Annotated in this window: 15 protein-coding genes; all 15 read left to right on the top strand. The window is 49.9% G+C overall.

Going from position 1 to position 14,011, the window contains the following annotated elements:
- The first annotated feature begins 61 nt into the window (after window positions 1-61).
- The 15 genes from flgG to JW883_14420 all read left to right on the top strand — a co-directional run bounded on the left by flgG (window position 62) and on the right by JW883_14420 (window position 13,842).
- On the top strand, window positions 62-844 hold the full coding sequence (flgG, locus tag JW883_14490; protein MBN1843474.1) for a flagellar basal-body rod protein FlgG: 783 nt from the start codon (window positions 62-64) through the stop codon (window positions 842-844).
- 7 nt (window positions 845-851) lie between these two features.
- A complete protein-coding gene (gene flgA, locus JW883_14485; protein MBN1843473.1) occupies window positions 852-1,829 on the top strand; it encodes a flagellar basal body P-ring formation protein FlgA in 978 nt (325 codons plus the stop codon).
- Between the two features lie 13 nt (window positions 1,830-1,842).
- On the top strand, window positions 1,843-2,553 hold the full coding sequence (locus JW883_14480; protein MBN1843472.1) for a flagellar basal body L-ring protein FlgH: 711 nt from the start codon (window positions 1,843-1,845) through the stop codon (window positions 2,551-2,553).
- A gap of 11 nt (window positions 2,554-2,564) precedes the next feature.
- Entirely contained in the window at window positions 2,565-3,746 is a 1,182-nt protein-coding gene (locus JW883_14475) for a flagellar basal body P-ring protein FlgI (protein ID MBN1843471.1), read from the top strand.
- 94 nt (window positions 3,747-3,840) lie between these two features.
- Entirely contained in the window at window positions 3,841-4,230 is a 390-nt protein-coding gene (locus JW883_14470) for a rod-binding protein (GenBank protein MBN1843470.1), read from the top strand.
- Window positions 4,231-4,266: 36 nt separating this feature from the next.
- Window positions 4,267-4,767: a flagellar protein FlgN gene (locus JW883_14465; GenBank protein MBN1843469.1), complete on the top strand. Its 501-nt coding sequence runs from the start codon at window positions 4,267-4,269 to the stop codon at window positions 4,765-4,767.
- A gap of 2 nt (window positions 4,768-4,769) precedes the next feature.
- Window positions 4,770-6,539 carry a flagellar hook-associated protein FlgK gene (gene flgK / locus JW883_14460; protein ID MBN1843468.1) on the top strand — a complete coding sequence of 590 codons (1,770 nt, stop codon included), beginning with the start codon at window positions 4,770-4,772 and terminating at the stop codon, window positions 6,537-6,539.
- A gap of 16 nt (window positions 6,540-6,555) precedes the next feature.
- Window positions 6,556-7,455: a flagellar hook-associated protein FlgL gene (gene flgL, locus JW883_14455; GenBank protein ID MBN1843467.1), complete on the top strand. Its 900-nt coding sequence runs from the start codon at window positions 6,556-6,558 to the stop codon at window positions 7,453-7,455.
- A gap of 29 nt (window positions 7,456-7,484) precedes the next feature.
- Window positions 7,485-7,748 (top strand): carbon storage regulator CsrA, encoded by a 264-nt coding sequence (csrA, locus tag JW883_14450; protein MBN1843466.1) that lies wholly within the window; start codon window positions 7,485-7,487, stop codon window positions 7,746-7,748.
- On the top strand, window positions 7,745-8,188 hold the full coding sequence (locus JW883_14445) for a flagellar assembly protein FliW (GenBank protein ID MBN1843465.1): 444 nt from the start codon (window positions 7,745-7,747) through the stop codon (window positions 8,186-8,188). Before csrA ends, JW883_14445 begins: the two co-directional genes overlap by 4 nt.
- A 367-nt stretch (window positions 8,189-8,555) precedes the next feature.
- Entirely contained in the window at window positions 8,556-9,083 is a 528-nt protein-coding gene (locus tag JW883_14440; GenBank protein ID MBN1843464.1) for an HNH endonuclease, read from the top strand.
- 316 nt (window positions 9,084-9,399) lie between these two features.
- Window positions 9,400-9,699, top strand: a complete 300-nt coding sequence (locus tag JW883_14435) for a hypothetical protein (GenBank protein ID MBN1843463.1) — start codon at window positions 9,400-9,402, stop codon at window positions 9,697-9,699.
- An 802-nt stretch (window positions 9,700-10,501) separates the two neighbouring features.
- On the top strand, window positions 10,502-11,743 hold the full coding sequence (locus tag JW883_14430; protein ID MBN1843462.1) for a glycosyltransferase family 4 protein: 1,242 nt from the start codon (window positions 10,502-10,504) through the stop codon (window positions 11,741-11,743).
- A gap of 3 nt (window positions 11,744-11,746) precedes the next feature.
- On the top strand, window positions 11,747-13,093 hold the full coding sequence (locus JW883_14425; GenBank protein MBN1843461.1) for a glycosyltransferase family 4 protein: 1,347 nt from the start codon (window positions 11,747-11,749) through the stop codon (window positions 13,091-13,093).
- Complete coding sequence (locus JW883_14420; GenBank protein ID MBN1843460.1) at window positions 13,090-13,842, top strand: nucleoside phosphorylase; 753 nt, start codon at window positions 13,090-13,092, stop codon at window positions 13,840-13,842. Before JW883_14425 ends, JW883_14420 begins: the two co-directional genes overlap by 4 nt.
- The last annotated feature ends 169 nt before the right edge of the window (window positions 13,843-14,011 follow it).

Raw genomic sequence — 14,011 nt, 5'->3', positions numbered from 1 at the left:
GTTCGCGAAGAAATCACTCAATATTTTCAGGACTCGAAGTCCGAGCAAATGGAGGTTACCTATGTTAAGGGGATTATGGACAGCCGCTTCGGGCATGGCCGCCCAGCAGCTAAACGTTGATGTCATTGCCAACAACTTAGCCAATGTAAACACGGCTGGTTTTAAGAAGAGTCGTCCTGATTTCCAGGATCTTATGTATCAAACGCTGCGTCTGCCGGGCGCTACTACGGCCGCAGGGACCCAGCTCCCAACGGGAATTCAGGTTGGGATGGGCACAAAACCGATGGGTGTGCAAAAATTGTTTTCACAGGGGGATTACAGCCAGACAGGTAATGAACTTGATCTGGCAATCGAAGGGAAGGGTTTTTTCAAGATCGTGAGCAATGATGAAGAGGTTTACACCAGGGCCGGCGATTTTAAGACCGACAGCGAAGGGTATGTCTGCACGCCTGGCGGCGACAGGCTCGAGCCTGAGATCACAATCCCTGCAAATACCGTTTTTATTTCCGTAGATTCTACGGGAAGACTGACAGCCTTTGGCGCGGGCAACACGGAACTGGCCACCTCTGATATCAAGTTGTACACTTTTCCAAATCCAGCGGGCCTCTTTAGCATGGGGCGAAATCTTTACCGATCCACGGAAGCATCCGGAGAGGAGACTGAAGGAGCGCCGGGAACAGACGGGGTGGGGACTATCGCCCAGGGCTATCTGGAGATGTCCAATGTGAATGTGGTGGAAGAGATGGTTACGATGATTATTGCCCAGCGGGCCTACGAGGCCAATTCAAAGGCTATCCAGACTTCTGATCAGATGCTTCAAATGGCTAATAATATCAAACGGTAGAGGAAAAATGAGAACTCTCAATGCCATACTATTGGCCACAATTATTGCTGTGGGGACAGCATTTGGCTATTCTGATGTCCGGGCAGATACGCGGGCTTACGTTGGCGTGATGGATGAGGCGTTGGTAAGAGCAGAAAAGGTCTATTTGAAGGACGTTGCTCGGATAGAGGGGCCGTCCGCTCTGCAGAAACGACTTGGAGCCACCTATTTGGCCTATTCTCCGAACCCGGGAAAGCACAAGACATTGCCTGGATCGTGGATCGAGTCTAAGGTTCGCTCGCAGAGGTGGCTTCCTGAAAATATTGTTCTAAGGATACCTGAGTATGTCAGGATCGGGAGGGCTTGTCAGTCTATTGAAGACGAGGACTTCTTGCGCCGTTACACCGGCTTTATTGCACAACAGATCAATGATCCCCATGTTGATTTTGGAATCAGTCGCTTCAGGGTCATTGGCAACGGCCCCCTGCCGGAGGGAGATGTCCGTGTTGATCTCAGAAATCAAGCTAATGAAAAGCCCATGGGGCATGTGAGCCTGAACGCCTTTGTAAGGGTCAACGGGAAAATCGAGAGTCGTGTTGTATTATCAGGTTGGGTGGATAGATTTGAAGAAGTTGTGTGCACTGTTGGACCCTTGTTGCGCCACGCCATCCTTGCCAAAGAGGACTTGTGTTTTGAGATGAAGAATATCTCCAAACTCCCAACCAACGTGACCAAAACACTTCAGGCGGTTGTCGGGAAAAGATTGAAACACGCGGTAAAGGCCGGCAGTGTGTTGATGGCCAACACAATCGAGGATCCGCCACTCATAGAAAAGGGAGATCGAGTGACGATCATTGCCGAGTCGTCGACGATAAGGGTGACAGCCATTGGCATAGCGAAAAGCAAGGGATTTGCCGGCGAGCAAATACGTGTCACAAACTGTATGAACAATAAAGAAATAATAGCCTCAGTGGTTAACGGCTCAACCGTAAGAGTTGAATTCTAAGGAGCGCCTGGATATGAGAACTAGGATGTGCATGCTGGGTTGCATTGTGATTGTAGGCATAATGGTTTTCTCAGGATGTGTCACGCCTGCGCAGAAAAAGCAATTGCAGGTCCATGCGGAGGACATCCGGGGACACGAATTTGAAACCCTAAAATCGCCGGCGCCATCTGAAGGGTCATTGTGGACAGATGCAGGCAGCGCCTTGCTGTTTGTGGACATGAGGGCCAGGGAGGTTGGAGATCTTGTCACCATAAGGATTTCTGAAAAGCCAACAGGCAAATTGTACGCCAAGACACAGACAAGCCGTGATTCGAGTATTGAGGCGGGGATTCCGAATCTCATGGGTTACATGAGCGCCCTTGGCGACAATCATCGGTTAGACAAAGCCAACCTGTTCAAGGCCAATTTCAAGCCGAGTTTCACCGGCCAGGGTACAAATAATCGCGAAGGCGAACTAGACGCTTACGTTACGGCAAGAGTGATACAGGTGCTTGCCAACGGAAATCTTCGCATATTTGGCAGACAAGAGATTAAGGTTAACAACGAGACCCAACACATTGCTATCTCCGGGATAATTCGGCCTGAAGATATTGACACCAGCAACGAGATTCAGTCAACCTATGTTGCGGATGCAAGGATAGAATATTCCGGCAAAGGCGTGATAGCGGACAAGCAGCGTCCCGGCTGGCTCATGCGAGCAGTTGACTGGGTATGGCCGTTTTAGGAATTAGATATATGAAAACAACAGCAACACAGTCAAAGACAATTTGCTTCACCATAGCCTTGCTGATGCTTTTGGTTTCCGAGGTTTTCGCCGCGAGGGTCAAAGACCTGGCATCGATCAAAGGCATTAGGAACAACCAACTTGTCGGTTACGGCCTTGTCGTTGGATTAAACGGCACAGGGGATAAGTCCGGGACAGGCTTTACGGTGCAGTCCCTGGCCAACATGATCGAACGGCTGGGCATCCATGTGGACAAATCAGCTATTTCAGTCAAAAACGTGGCTGCTGTTATATTGACTGCCAACGTGCCTCCCTTTGCGAGAATTGGAAACAAGATTGATGTGCTGGTCTCCTCCATAGGAGATGCCAAGAGTCTTCAAGGGGGCACTCTTTTATTAACGCCTTTACGTGGTGTGGATCGAAGGATCTATGCTTTGGCCCAGGGCCCTGTCTCGGTCGGTGGTTTTGCTGCCGGCGGCGCTGCCGGCGGAGGTGTGACCAAGAACCATCCCACTGCGGGCAGGCTTTCAGGGGGGGCCACGATTGAGCGTGAAATCCCTGTGCCTATGCAAGGCAAGCAGGAGCTTACTATCGCCTTGGGCAATCCTGACTTCACAACAGCTGTCAGGGTGCGTAATGCAATCAATACAAAATTCGGCCGGTATCTGGCCAGTACAATTGATTCCGGGACCGTTAAGATGCGCATACCGGAAGAGTTTCGTGAACGTGTGGTGGAGATGGTTGCGGCTCTGGAAAGCCTTCAGGTAACGCCCGACACGGTTGCGAAAGTGGTGTTAAATGAGAAGACAGGCACGGTTGTTATGGGCGAGAATGTCAGGATTTCCACGGTGGCCGTGGCCCACGGTAATTTGAATATTGTAATCAAGGAGCGCGCTTCCGTGTCTCAGCCTGCCCCCTTTGCTCCTACACCACCTCTCGAAAGCGGGACCCAACAATTCAAACCTGAAGACGGTGTCGTTATGGGGCCGGGAGGACAGACGGTCGTGGCCCCTGATACTGATGTCGCTGTTCAAGAGGAAAACAACAGGTTAATTCTGCTTCCCAGTGGCAGCACCATTGGCGAATTGGTCAGGGCGCTCAATGCCATCGGAGTAACCCCAAGAGATCTGATCACCATTTTTAGGTGCATAAAGGTTGCCGGCGGGCTTCATGCCAAACTGGAGCTTATGTAAAAAGAGATAGTCGGTGGTTGGTGATCAATAGGTTGGATGCCGGATTTCGGATGGCAGTAAGAAGTAAGCAGGAGGCGCCAATGGCAGGTGACGAATGACCAGTGACAGGCGACCAATGAGTGACATGACAGGCATAACAGCAAGCGAGATAGGGCTGAGAGCCCATGTTGTTTTGAAAGGGACAGACCGGAAAGACGCGAAGCTCAGACAGGCGTGCGCTGATTTTGAATCGATTTTTATCTATTTTGTCCTGAAATCAGCGCGAAAGAGCATTCCTGAAAACGGGCTTCTCGACAGCTCTCACGAGAGCAAAATTTACAAATCGATGTTGGATGAACAAATGGCCCAGTCCGTGGCAAAGGGGGGAGGCATGGGACTCGGGCAGTTACTCTATGAGAAATTGACGGATCAAGTTGCAAAGCAATATGACAAGATGTCTGGCGCCGAGTCCTCAACTTTAGCAAGTAAGCATTTTATCCGATAAGAACCTTGTGTGATTCCGAAACAGGAGAAAATCCCTATGAAAGCGCCAATTAAGAGCCTTGAAGATCTGTTTTATGAAAAAATCATGCTGTATCAGGATCTTGTGGAATGTTTGAAACAGGAACGCGAGTTCCTGATCAAGACCGATATGGACGCCCTATGGGAGATCTCCGATAAAAAACAGTCAATTGTGCCTCGCATCGAGGCGGTCCGCGTAAAGGCGCTGGCCGCTCTGTCCGAGGCCTCCATAGACCACGGTATGGATGTATCATCTTTTTCCCTGGCCACAGTGCTGTCGCTTATTCCGTCTGTGGAACGTAAACGGTTTAAGAAGGCCTATTTGTCTCTCGTAGGCCTGAAGACAGAGACCCGGCAACGGAGCCGGGAGAACAAGCAGTTTATTGAACAGAGCCTTGATTTTCTTGATCAGCTCATCAGTATCATTGCAAATGGGCATACGGCAGAACCCCTTTACAATGGCTGCGGGTCTCTGAATTCCAACGGCCCGGCGAATGTGTTGCTCACTAGAGAGGTGTAACTATGTCATCTGGTATCGGACTGGTATTGAGCATTGCCAAAGACGCCCTGGCAGCACAGCAGTACGGTATCTACGTAACCAGCCACAATATTGCCAACGTGAATACGCCTGGTTATTCCAAGCAGACTGCTGTGTTTGAAGCAAAGAAACCTGCGCCCTTTGGTGGCGTGCTTCTCGGCAGGGGGGTGGACACAACCGAGATCGTTAGGGCCAGTGACCAGATTATTGAAAATCGTGTCATGCAGCAAAAATCGAGCCTTTATTGCTACAAAGAAATGGAAAATTATATGCTGGCCATGGAGGGGCTGTTTAACGAGAACTCAGACACCAGTTTGAGCACTATGCTGGGGGAGTTTTGGAATTTGTGGCATGATATATCAAATGATCCCTCGGGTGCTGCCGAACGGATTGCCCTCTACGAGCATAGCCTCCTCATCTCACAGCAATTTAAATCCATTGATTCCGATTTGTTGCAGCTCAACACGGATTTGACCAACGCGGTTAAGGCCGGCGTAGGAAGGGTCAATGAAATTACGGCCGCAATCGCTAATCTCAACAATGAAATCGCTGGTCTGGAGATCGATGCTTCGGCTAATGACCTGAGGGATCAGCGCAACGTGCTTGCTTCAGAACTTGCCGAGTACATAGACATGAAGATCTTTGAGCAGAGCAATGGGGCGTTTACCATCGTTTCGGCCAAGGGTGTTGTTCTCGTTGACGGTAATGACGGATACGACATTGAGCTCGACGGGAGTTCAGTCAAATGGCAGGGCTCCGGCGGCAATGAGGTTGACATAACGGACAATATCAGCAAGGGGAAGCTGGGCGGATGGCTTGATATGCGGGACGAAATCGTGGCGAAATACAAGCAGGACCTGACAGAGCTGGCCTCTGAATTCATCTGGGCTGTAAACAAGCAGCACAGCCAGGGTGTTGGGTTGACCACTTTCAGCTCGGCGACCGGTACGTACGGCGCTTCAGCTCCGGGCGCGGCCCTTACAAGTTCTGCCTCCGGTCTGGATTACTATGAAAAGATCAGTGGTGGGACGTTTGAAGTCTGGCTATATGACAGTACAGACACTCTGGCGAACGGGGGAGGGACAACTGTGACTGTGACTGCTGGTGTAACCACATTAAACGACATAGCAACAGCCATTACCGCACTCGATCCAGACATATCAGCCAGCGTTAACGCTGATGGGAAGTTGGCAATTACGACTACGAATAACCACACCTTTGCGTTTTCAGATGACACGAGTAATGTCCTGGCCGCGCTCGGGATCAACACGTTTTTCACAGGCTCGGCTGCCGGGGGCATGGGTGTAAACGATGTAATTGGCTCTGACAAAGACTACATCGCTGCGGCCAAGATAGACAGCGACGTAACATCTTCCGGTTACGGGACCTTTGCCACTGGCGACAACACCAATGCGCTTGCAATTGTTGACCTGCAATACACCTCCATGTCCGTCTCAGAATGGACTTACGACAGGATCAACGGGAACACTGAGGGGACTAGCACTGCTACAATTGAGGAGTACTACCACAGCCTGGTGGGTTCTCTGGGGATCAAGGGGTCGAGTATCTCGCGGAGCAGGGCCTTCAATGAAGTCATGGTGAATGAACTCAAGACCATGAGGGAGAGCATTTCATCCGTTTCTCTTGACGAGGAGATGACCCAGCTCATGCAGTATCAGCATGCCTTTGCAGCAGGAGCCAAGCTCGTTAGCGTATCGGATGAGATGTTGCAGACGTTGCTCGGTGTAAAGTAATGGAAGGGGATTTGCCATGAGAGTATCGAACAAGATTATTTTCGATAATGTAAAGCTCAACCTGGCCAAGATCACTGAGGAATTGAACAGGGCAAACATGGTGGTGGCGACTCAAAAGCGTATTCTCAAGCTTTCTGATGATCCCGTGGGCCTGACCCAGGTGCTCAGCATGAAATCGAGTCTTTCCAACATTGAGCAGTTGAGCCGCAACATATCTATGGGCAAATCCTGGCTTGTTGCTTCTGAAAGCGCCCAGACCAGCGTTCAGGACCTGGTTTCAGAGGCCAAGGCCTTGTGTGTTCAGATGGCCAGCGCCAACACCGGGGCAGCGGAAAGGCGTTCTGCGGCCGAGATCGTTCAGAATACTCTAGAAGAGGTTGTCTCCCTGGCTAATACCCAGGTGAACGGGCGGTATGTTTTTGCCGGGTCGAAAACGGATGCAGCGGCCTTCACGCTCAACAGCGACAACAGTGTCACATACAACGGGGACAGCAACCCGTTTACTATAAAGATAGGCAAAGATGCCACAGTAGAGATCGGAGGCGACGGACAGGCCGCGTTCCAACCTTCGGGCGCGGGCGGTAGTGACGATATTTTTAGAATATTGAAGGACTTGAAAACAGCCCTGCAGGGCAACGACATCAGCGGCATTCAAACAGCCATGACAAACCTGGATACTCATTTTGACCACAATTCTGCCCAGATTGCCGATGTAGGGTCCAAGATGATCCGCATGGAGATCAAGGATAACGTGCTTCAGAATCTGGATATTGCAACTACCGAAAGTCTTTCGAAGATTGAGGATGCAGAGATCACGGAGGCGATCATGGACTTGAAGGCCAAGGAGGTGGCCTACCAGGCTGCCCTGGCTGCATCTTCCAAGGTTCTCCAGTTGAGTTTGGTGAATTACATGTAATATCTGGTTGTGACGCCAGGGAGGGCGGCATGCTTATACTGACAAGGAAGTCGGGAGAAGAGATAAACATCGGTGATGATGTAGTTGTCAGCGTTTTGGAAATCAAGGGATCACAGGTCAAGCTTGGGATCGAGGCTCCAAAGGGAATAGCGGTTCATCGCGGCGAGATCTATAACAGGATTCAGGAAGAAAACCTCTTGGCCGCACGGGTGGAAGCCAATGATTTTGCAGCGGCAGCACAACTGTGTGGAACCAACAATGAGTGTGACAATAGGAGCGGGAGGATAGTATGAAGGTTGAAACCACGCGATTCGGGACCGTGGAACTGCCGGAAGAAAAGCTAATTAGCATGTCCCATGGAATGCTTGGTTTTGCAGACAAAAAGCGATTCTGCCTTATCCAGCACAAAGAAGAGTCCCCTTTTTTCTGGTATCAGTCCCTTGATGATCCCGCGCTGGCCTTTGTCATTACCAACCGATGGTTATTCAAGCCCGATTACGAGGTTGACCTGGATGCTGCGGTTCAGGCAATGGGATGGGACCAACAAGGCGAGAAGGTTGCTTTGGAGTGCTACATCATTGTCACCATCCCCAGGGGGGCGCCTGAAAAAATGACGGCAAACCTTATCGGGCCGATGGTTCTAAACCCAAAAACCTGTGAAGCCGTACAGATTGTCTTATATAATGACTCTTATTCTCACAAATATCCCCTCGTTAAGAAAAAGGCCGCTTGATGGGCCGCTCCTTTGGTTCATACAAAAGACAAGGAATCCCTGAGTTCCGTCGCACAAGTGCAGAGGGGAATCCTCGCCCCTTAAACTCCATGGCGCGGCATCCATGGGGAAAGTCCTTATCCCAAGTGACATAGTAATGCTTACACTTGTGACAGTCGATATATACTGACCTAATACTCAGATCATCACCCACAACTTACAGCTCCTGATCGGGTTGTATTATTCAGGTTTCGTGCCAATTCTCCCATTTAGATAGATCGAGACCTCGTTTAAGACATTTCCGTCCATATTCTGGTTGACACCACGTATCAAAGTACATTATAAAAACAAACGAAAAGCAACGGTAGCCAGAGATTCGGGGGGCCGTATGGAGCAGGTATTACTGTTGAATGCAACTTTTGAGCCTTTGAAGGTGATCGACTGGAAAAGGGCCATAAGGCTTCTCACCTTGGGAAAGGTGGAGGTGTTGGAGGAGTACGAAAGGGATATCCACTCCGTAACCTTCGCTATCAAACTTCCGTCAGTGCTTCGGCTCCTTAGATTCGTGAGATACAGAAAGAGGGATATCAAGTTTTCCAGGCTCAATATCTATGGCCGGGACGGATTCCGATGCCAATACTGCGGGCAGAAGTTTGAGTCGAAAGATCTTTCTTTTGATGACGTTGTGCCCAAGAGGCACGGTGGAAAAACCGAATGGACCAATATTGTCACGTCATGTTGCATGTGTAACCGGATCAAGGGAGGTAGAACCATGAAGGAGGCGGGTTTCAGACTCTTAAAGAAACCCGTAAAGCCCTCTTGGGTGCCGTTTATCATGGTTACGATCGGTGTGAGAAGTGTTCCCAATGCCTGGGTTGATTATCTGTATTGGAATGCGGAGTTGATGGATACGTAAGGCTCGCTCAAAAACAACTTCACTCCTTGTTCAGCTTTTTTCTCAGCTCCCCAGCGCGTTTCGCTCTTAGGGCTCACGCAAGAATAAATTCGCAGAGTTGGCGCTCAAATTTGGGAACCGCCATGGGTCTCCTGTTTTCATCCAGCGAAATCATCGAGGGAAACATCACCTGGGCCATTTCAACACTTGATTCGCGAACAGCCTTTTGTCTTGTCATCTCACCTCTCACCACAGCTCATGATCTTGATTGATGTTCTTGTTGATGGATGTTAAACTTTAATAAAGGTTAGGGCTGGGTCAATGTAAAGAACAAGTGATGAAAAAACTGGCTGTTATTTTTCTGATAGTCTTGGGATTTATCTTTGGCTGGTGGCTGGCAAGGGAAAACAGAAAGCTGTTTGAATTGCCGGCGCCTGCAGGACGATTCCAAAGAGCTGTCATTGATAAGAAGAGCATAGTCATTGGCATGGACACTTGGCAGGTGAAGGAGGTTTTGGGTGTGCCTGAAAAGAGGCATGTGGTATTGGAAACCCAAGAAATGAGAAAGGAAGAATGGATATACGGGGATAGACACTTCTATTTCACGAACGGATTTCTGACCTCTTTAAAAGAATAAGAGTTCGGGAATGCGTGGCAGGCCTATGTGGCGTCTTTCTTTCCAGATAAGCGCAGAGCCTATCCCCAATATCGCAATACTTGGCAGCCAGCCCCTTGAAAGACCCTATTCCAGTCGAGTGAAAAGAGGATTTGATTTTCAACAGAGTTTTCCCATATCATGCATTTTGAATTATTGAGAACGCTTCCAACTCGGGACCCAATGCCATTAACTTAAGGAATTTTGTTCTGTCATTTCGAGGAGCATTGGCGACGAGAACTCCTTTGAATTCAAGCAGAACAAGATTTTTCCCTGGCCCAGACCGGGTTCATATGCCGACTTCGCCATAGTCCGCCTGAGTCGGATGACGGCTGAAATAGCACCGGTTATTATTCTCATGTCGCGCCCCTGGCCCAGACCGGGTTTTTCTCTCCTAGGCACTCTCCAACTTGTGTCGCGCCAAGGCGGGCAGGGCACGCGCTTCGCTCGAAATGACAAACTAACACTGACTTGAGCCTAAGTCAATGACATTGACTCGGGACTTGTTTTCCTTGCCTTGTATCGGCATCTAACCCGGATAACTTGATAGTATAGGAATTTCCTTTTTTCGTAGCGGGGAATTCAGCCGTCGTAGCCATGGCTACTATGGCGAAGTCGGCGCCGCGTTGCATAAAATCGCGCAGCGATTTTATGATCAGGTCGTATTTGAGATAGCCAAGCTGGCTGAATGATGCTATAAGATTAAGAGGTTACTGAGAAAGCCTTAAGGCGAGATCTCAAGCACAAAGACGCGCTGGCGAGCAGTGAAGAGGAGAGAATCGTGATGGAAAGAGTCGGGTTTGTATCCACACGGATTGCCGGAACAGACGGCGTGACGTTGGAGACCTACAAGTGGTATCAGGTTCTGGAACGAAACGGCTATGAATGCTATTTTTTCGGGGGAGAACTCGATACGCCGCAGGATCGGTCTTTTTTGGAACCCGTGGCCCATTTTGAAGCACCCGAGATTCTCGAAATCACTACCCTGTGTTTTGAGAAGACTACACGCAGGGCCTCGCTCTCTGCAAAGATGGCTGAGCTCAAGGAACATCTCAAGTCAAGACTTTACGAGTTTTGCGGCCATTTTAACATTGATTTACTGATTCCGGAAAATGCCCTGGCCATTCCGATGAACATTCCTCTGGGGTGGGCGCTCACAGAGCTCATAGCCGAGACAGGAATGCCGGCCATAGCGCACCACCACGATTTTAGCTGGGAACGCAAACGCTTTCTCATCAACGCCGTTCACGACCACCTCCAGTGTTCCTTTCCCCCGAATCTTCGGTCCATGCGTCATGTGGTCATAAACTCCGAGGCTTCCCGGCAACTGAGCTTCCGGAAGGGTATGAGCAATGTGGTTATTCCAAATGTTTTTGATTTTGCAAGCCCGCCTCCACCGCCTCCCAACGGCAAGTTACTCCGTGAAGAACTCGAGTTTGAAGATGATGATCTCTTTGTCCTTCAGCCCACAAGGGTTGTGCCCCGGAAGTGGATTGAACGGGCAGTTGAGCTAGTGAGTCTGATGAAGCTTAAGCGGCCCCGAGTCGTAATTTCCCATGAATCCGGTGACGAGGGTAGTCTCTATGCCAAACGGGTGATAGAATACGCCGAACGTCTTGGGGTAGAGGTCGTATATGTGGGTGACAAAATCGGATCAGCCAGATGTTTTAAGGCTAGATGCGACAGGAAATACACGATTGAAGATGCATATCACAATGCCGATCTGGTTACGTACCCTTCAGGTTATGAAGGGTTCGGAAATGCCTTTCTGGAAGCGATCTACTTCAAGAAGCCGGTTGTCGTAAATCGCTATTCAATATTCATAGAAGATATTGAACCATGCGGCTTTGACGTCATTTCATTTGAATCCTTTGTCACGTCTGAGCTCATAGACCGGATCAAATCATTTCTGGAACCTGGGAACATAGGATGGATCGTCGAGAAGAATTATGAGTTAGGCAAGAGGCATTTCTCATATGAGGTGTTGGAGAGAAAGCTTCTGCCTTTGATAGAATCTTTCCGGTAACATATGCCTGTGAACAATCCTGACAAGACCTCTGGGGTGTCTTTACGGCTGGGGATTTTGCACTACTCGTGCCCGCCGGTTATAGGCGGCGTGGAAGAGATCCTCAGTCAGCAGGCCTCTGTTTTTCATCGGAGGGGCCACTCGGTCTCAGTGCTGGCCGGCATGGGTGAGGTATTCACCAAGGATTTTCCTGTACGGATAGAACCGGTCTTGGGTTCAAAAAACGCTCGGATCATCAAGGCCCAGGAAGAATGCAAGAAGGGGCGTCAAGGGGCCTTGGAGGGGCCCACAAACAGGATTCATGGAATTCTAAAAGACTGGTCTCGAGACATTGATATCATAATTGCCCATAATGTGCTTCACATGCCGTTTAACCTTCCCCTGACCCTGGGCTTGCGACGTCTTGCAGATTCGGAAGACGGCCCGGTAGTGGTGAGTTGGGCCCACGATTCGCCTTATTTTCAAGCCGGTCCCCCGAAATATCTGAACGGGCTCCCATGGCTTGTGCTTCAGCACGTGCATCCGAACATACATTACGTGACTGTCTCGGAGTCACGAAAGGAGTTGTTCAGGAAACACTGTGGAGATGCCTCGTGGAGGGTTATACACAACGGGATTGATCCGGTGCGCTTTTTCTACGTTGATCAAAGATCGGTGATGCTATCAGAAGAACTTGATCTGTTTGGCCGGGACCTTGTGGTCGTGCAGCCGTCAAGGATCACGCCGCGAAAGAACCTGGAGCTCGCCATCCACATCATTCGAGGGATCAAGTTATTGGGTCATAACGTCCTTTTTGTACTCACAGGCGCCTATGATCCTCATGAAGAACGGGCTGTGGCGTATTACCGAAGACTGCGGTACTGGATCAAGGAACTGGGCCTGCAGGACAACATCGCTATTTTGGCCGAGTACAGGTTTCGCAATAAGACAAAGCTGGTTTCTGATCGTGTCTTTATTCGAGACCTTTATCTTATGGCGGATCTGCTCCTTATGACGAGTAAGGACGAAGGCTTTGGGCTGCCGTTGTTGGAGGCAGGTATGATCAAACTGCCCATTGCTTGCTCCGACATCTGGCCGTTTAGGGAACTGGGTGAGGGTGTATGTTTCTTTGGGCTGGATGAACCTCCATTGTTTATTGCAGGGCGCATTGTCGAATACTTGGCATGTTCAAATACTCACCTGATGTTTCGCAATGTGATGCGCCGATATGTGTGGGATGTTGTTTACAAACAAGAGGCGCTGCCGTTTCTTCGTGAGATCACCGGTAGGACTGGAACCCCTGACAAGGCAGGGTCAAAAGGCCAGACACCTGATCAAAGAAAAAACCGGGAGTCCGTGACCAAGGCATGACGCAAGATGCAATTATTTGTCCCAGAAAGGGCAAGCACGATCCCAGTATCGGTCCTGTCGCTGTCATGGTGGCCATGGAAAAAGATCTGGCCCTGATGCGGAGATCGATGGGCATCCAAGGCAGAGCAAGGTCCAGAATTCTGACGAGCAATTTGTACACGGTTGCGGTGTCTCATCAGGACATCACCTTGGTCGGACCTGTGCTTGGCGCCCCTTACGCAGCAATGGTTCTTGAGAAGTTAATTGTGCTGGGGGCGCAAAAGATCCTCTTTTTTGGGTGGTGCGGTTCGCTGCAACAGGTGGTGCAGATTTCAGACTTCGTGGTTCCTGACAGGGCGGTGATAGGGGAGGGGACATCCGGGCACTACCCGGTGGCTGATTCACGCCCAAGGCCGTCGGGGATTGTGTTTAAGGCCATTGAGCAGAGCTTCAAGGAGGGCTTGATCTCTTTTCACAGGGGCGCTGTGTGGTCAACGGATGCCCCTTACAGAGAAACCAAGCAGGACGTCATTTTGTTTCAAAACAGGGGTGTGCTTGGCGTGGATATGGAACTCTCGGCTTTATTTACCGTAGCCAGGTTCCGTCAGGTGGACATAGGGGCGCTGCTTGTGGTCTCAGATGAGATTGGCTCACTGCGCTGGATGCCCGGGTTTTCAAGCAAAAGGTTCAACAGATCGCGCAAGGTGGCAGCCGAGGTTATACACAGGATATGTCAAAAAATGAGCCAATCCGTGGTCAAGGAGAAGTAATAAGATAATCACGAAGGCGCGAAAGGACGAAAGCACGAAATAGAGATAGTATTAGAATTTTCGTGTGTTGCGGCGTTCGCCTTGAGAAGAGACGTATTTTCGTGCGTTGCGGCGTTCGCCTTGAGAACAGCACGTGGTAATTTTTTCTTTTTTGGTTCCGGCTTGTCCG

The organism is Deltaproteobacteria bacterium, assembly GCA_016930875.1.
GTDB lineage: Bacteria > Desulfobacterota > Desulfobacteria > Desulfobacterales.
This window is presented reverse-complemented; position numbering and strand designations above follow the sequence as displayed.

Coding starts and splice junctions, on each gene's coding strand:
- flgG (MBN1843474.1), top strand. CDS start 62: ATGTTAAGGGGATTATGGACAGCCGCTTCGGGCATGGCCGCCCAGCAG.
- flgA (MBN1843473.1), top strand. CDS start 852: ATGAGAACTCTCAATGCCATACTATTGGCCACAATTATTGCTGTGGGG.
- JW883_14480 (MBN1843472.1), top strand. CDS start 1,843: ATGAGAACTAGGATGTGCATGCTGGGTTGCATTGTGATTGTAGGCATA.
- JW883_14475 (MBN1843471.1), top strand. CDS start 2,565: ATGAAAACAACAGCAACACAGTCAAAGACAATTTGCTTCACCATAGCC.
- JW883_14470 (MBN1843470.1), top strand. CDS start 3,841: ATGACCAGTGACAGGCGACCAATGAGTGACATGACAGGCATAACAGCA.
- JW883_14465 (MBN1843469.1), top strand. CDS start 4,267: ATGAAAGCGCCAATTAAGAGCCTTGAAGATCTGTTTTATGAAAAAATC.
- flgK (MBN1843468.1), top strand. CDS start 4,770: ATGTCATCTGGTATCGGACTGGTATTGAGCATTGCCAAAGACGCCCTG.
- flgL (MBN1843467.1), top strand. CDS start 6,556: ATGAGAGTATCGAACAAGATTATTTTCGATAATGTAAAGCTCAACCTG.
- csrA (MBN1843466.1), top strand. CDS start 7,485: ATGCTTATACTGACAAGGAAGTCGGGAGAAGAGATAAACATCGGTGAT.
- JW883_14445 (MBN1843465.1), top strand. CDS start 7,745: ATGAAGGTTGAAACCACGCGATTCGGGACCGTGGAACTGCCGGAAGAA.
- JW883_14440 (MBN1843464.1), top strand. CDS start 8,556: ATGGAGCAGGTATTACTGTTGAATGCAACTTTTGAGCCTTTGAAGGTG.
- JW883_14435 (MBN1843463.1), top strand. CDS start 9,400: ATGAAAAAACTGGCTGTTATTTTTCTGATAGTCTTGGGATTTATCTTT.
- JW883_14430 (MBN1843462.1), top strand. CDS start 10,502: ATGGAAAGAGTCGGGTTTGTATCCACACGGATTGCCGGAACAGACGGC.
- JW883_14425 (MBN1843461.1), top strand. CDS start 11,747: ATGCCTGTGAACAATCCTGACAAGACCTCTGGGGTGTCTTTACGGCTG.
- JW883_14420 (MBN1843460.1), top strand. CDS start 13,090: ATGACGCAAGATGCAATTATTTGTCCCAGAAAGGGCAAGCACGATCCC.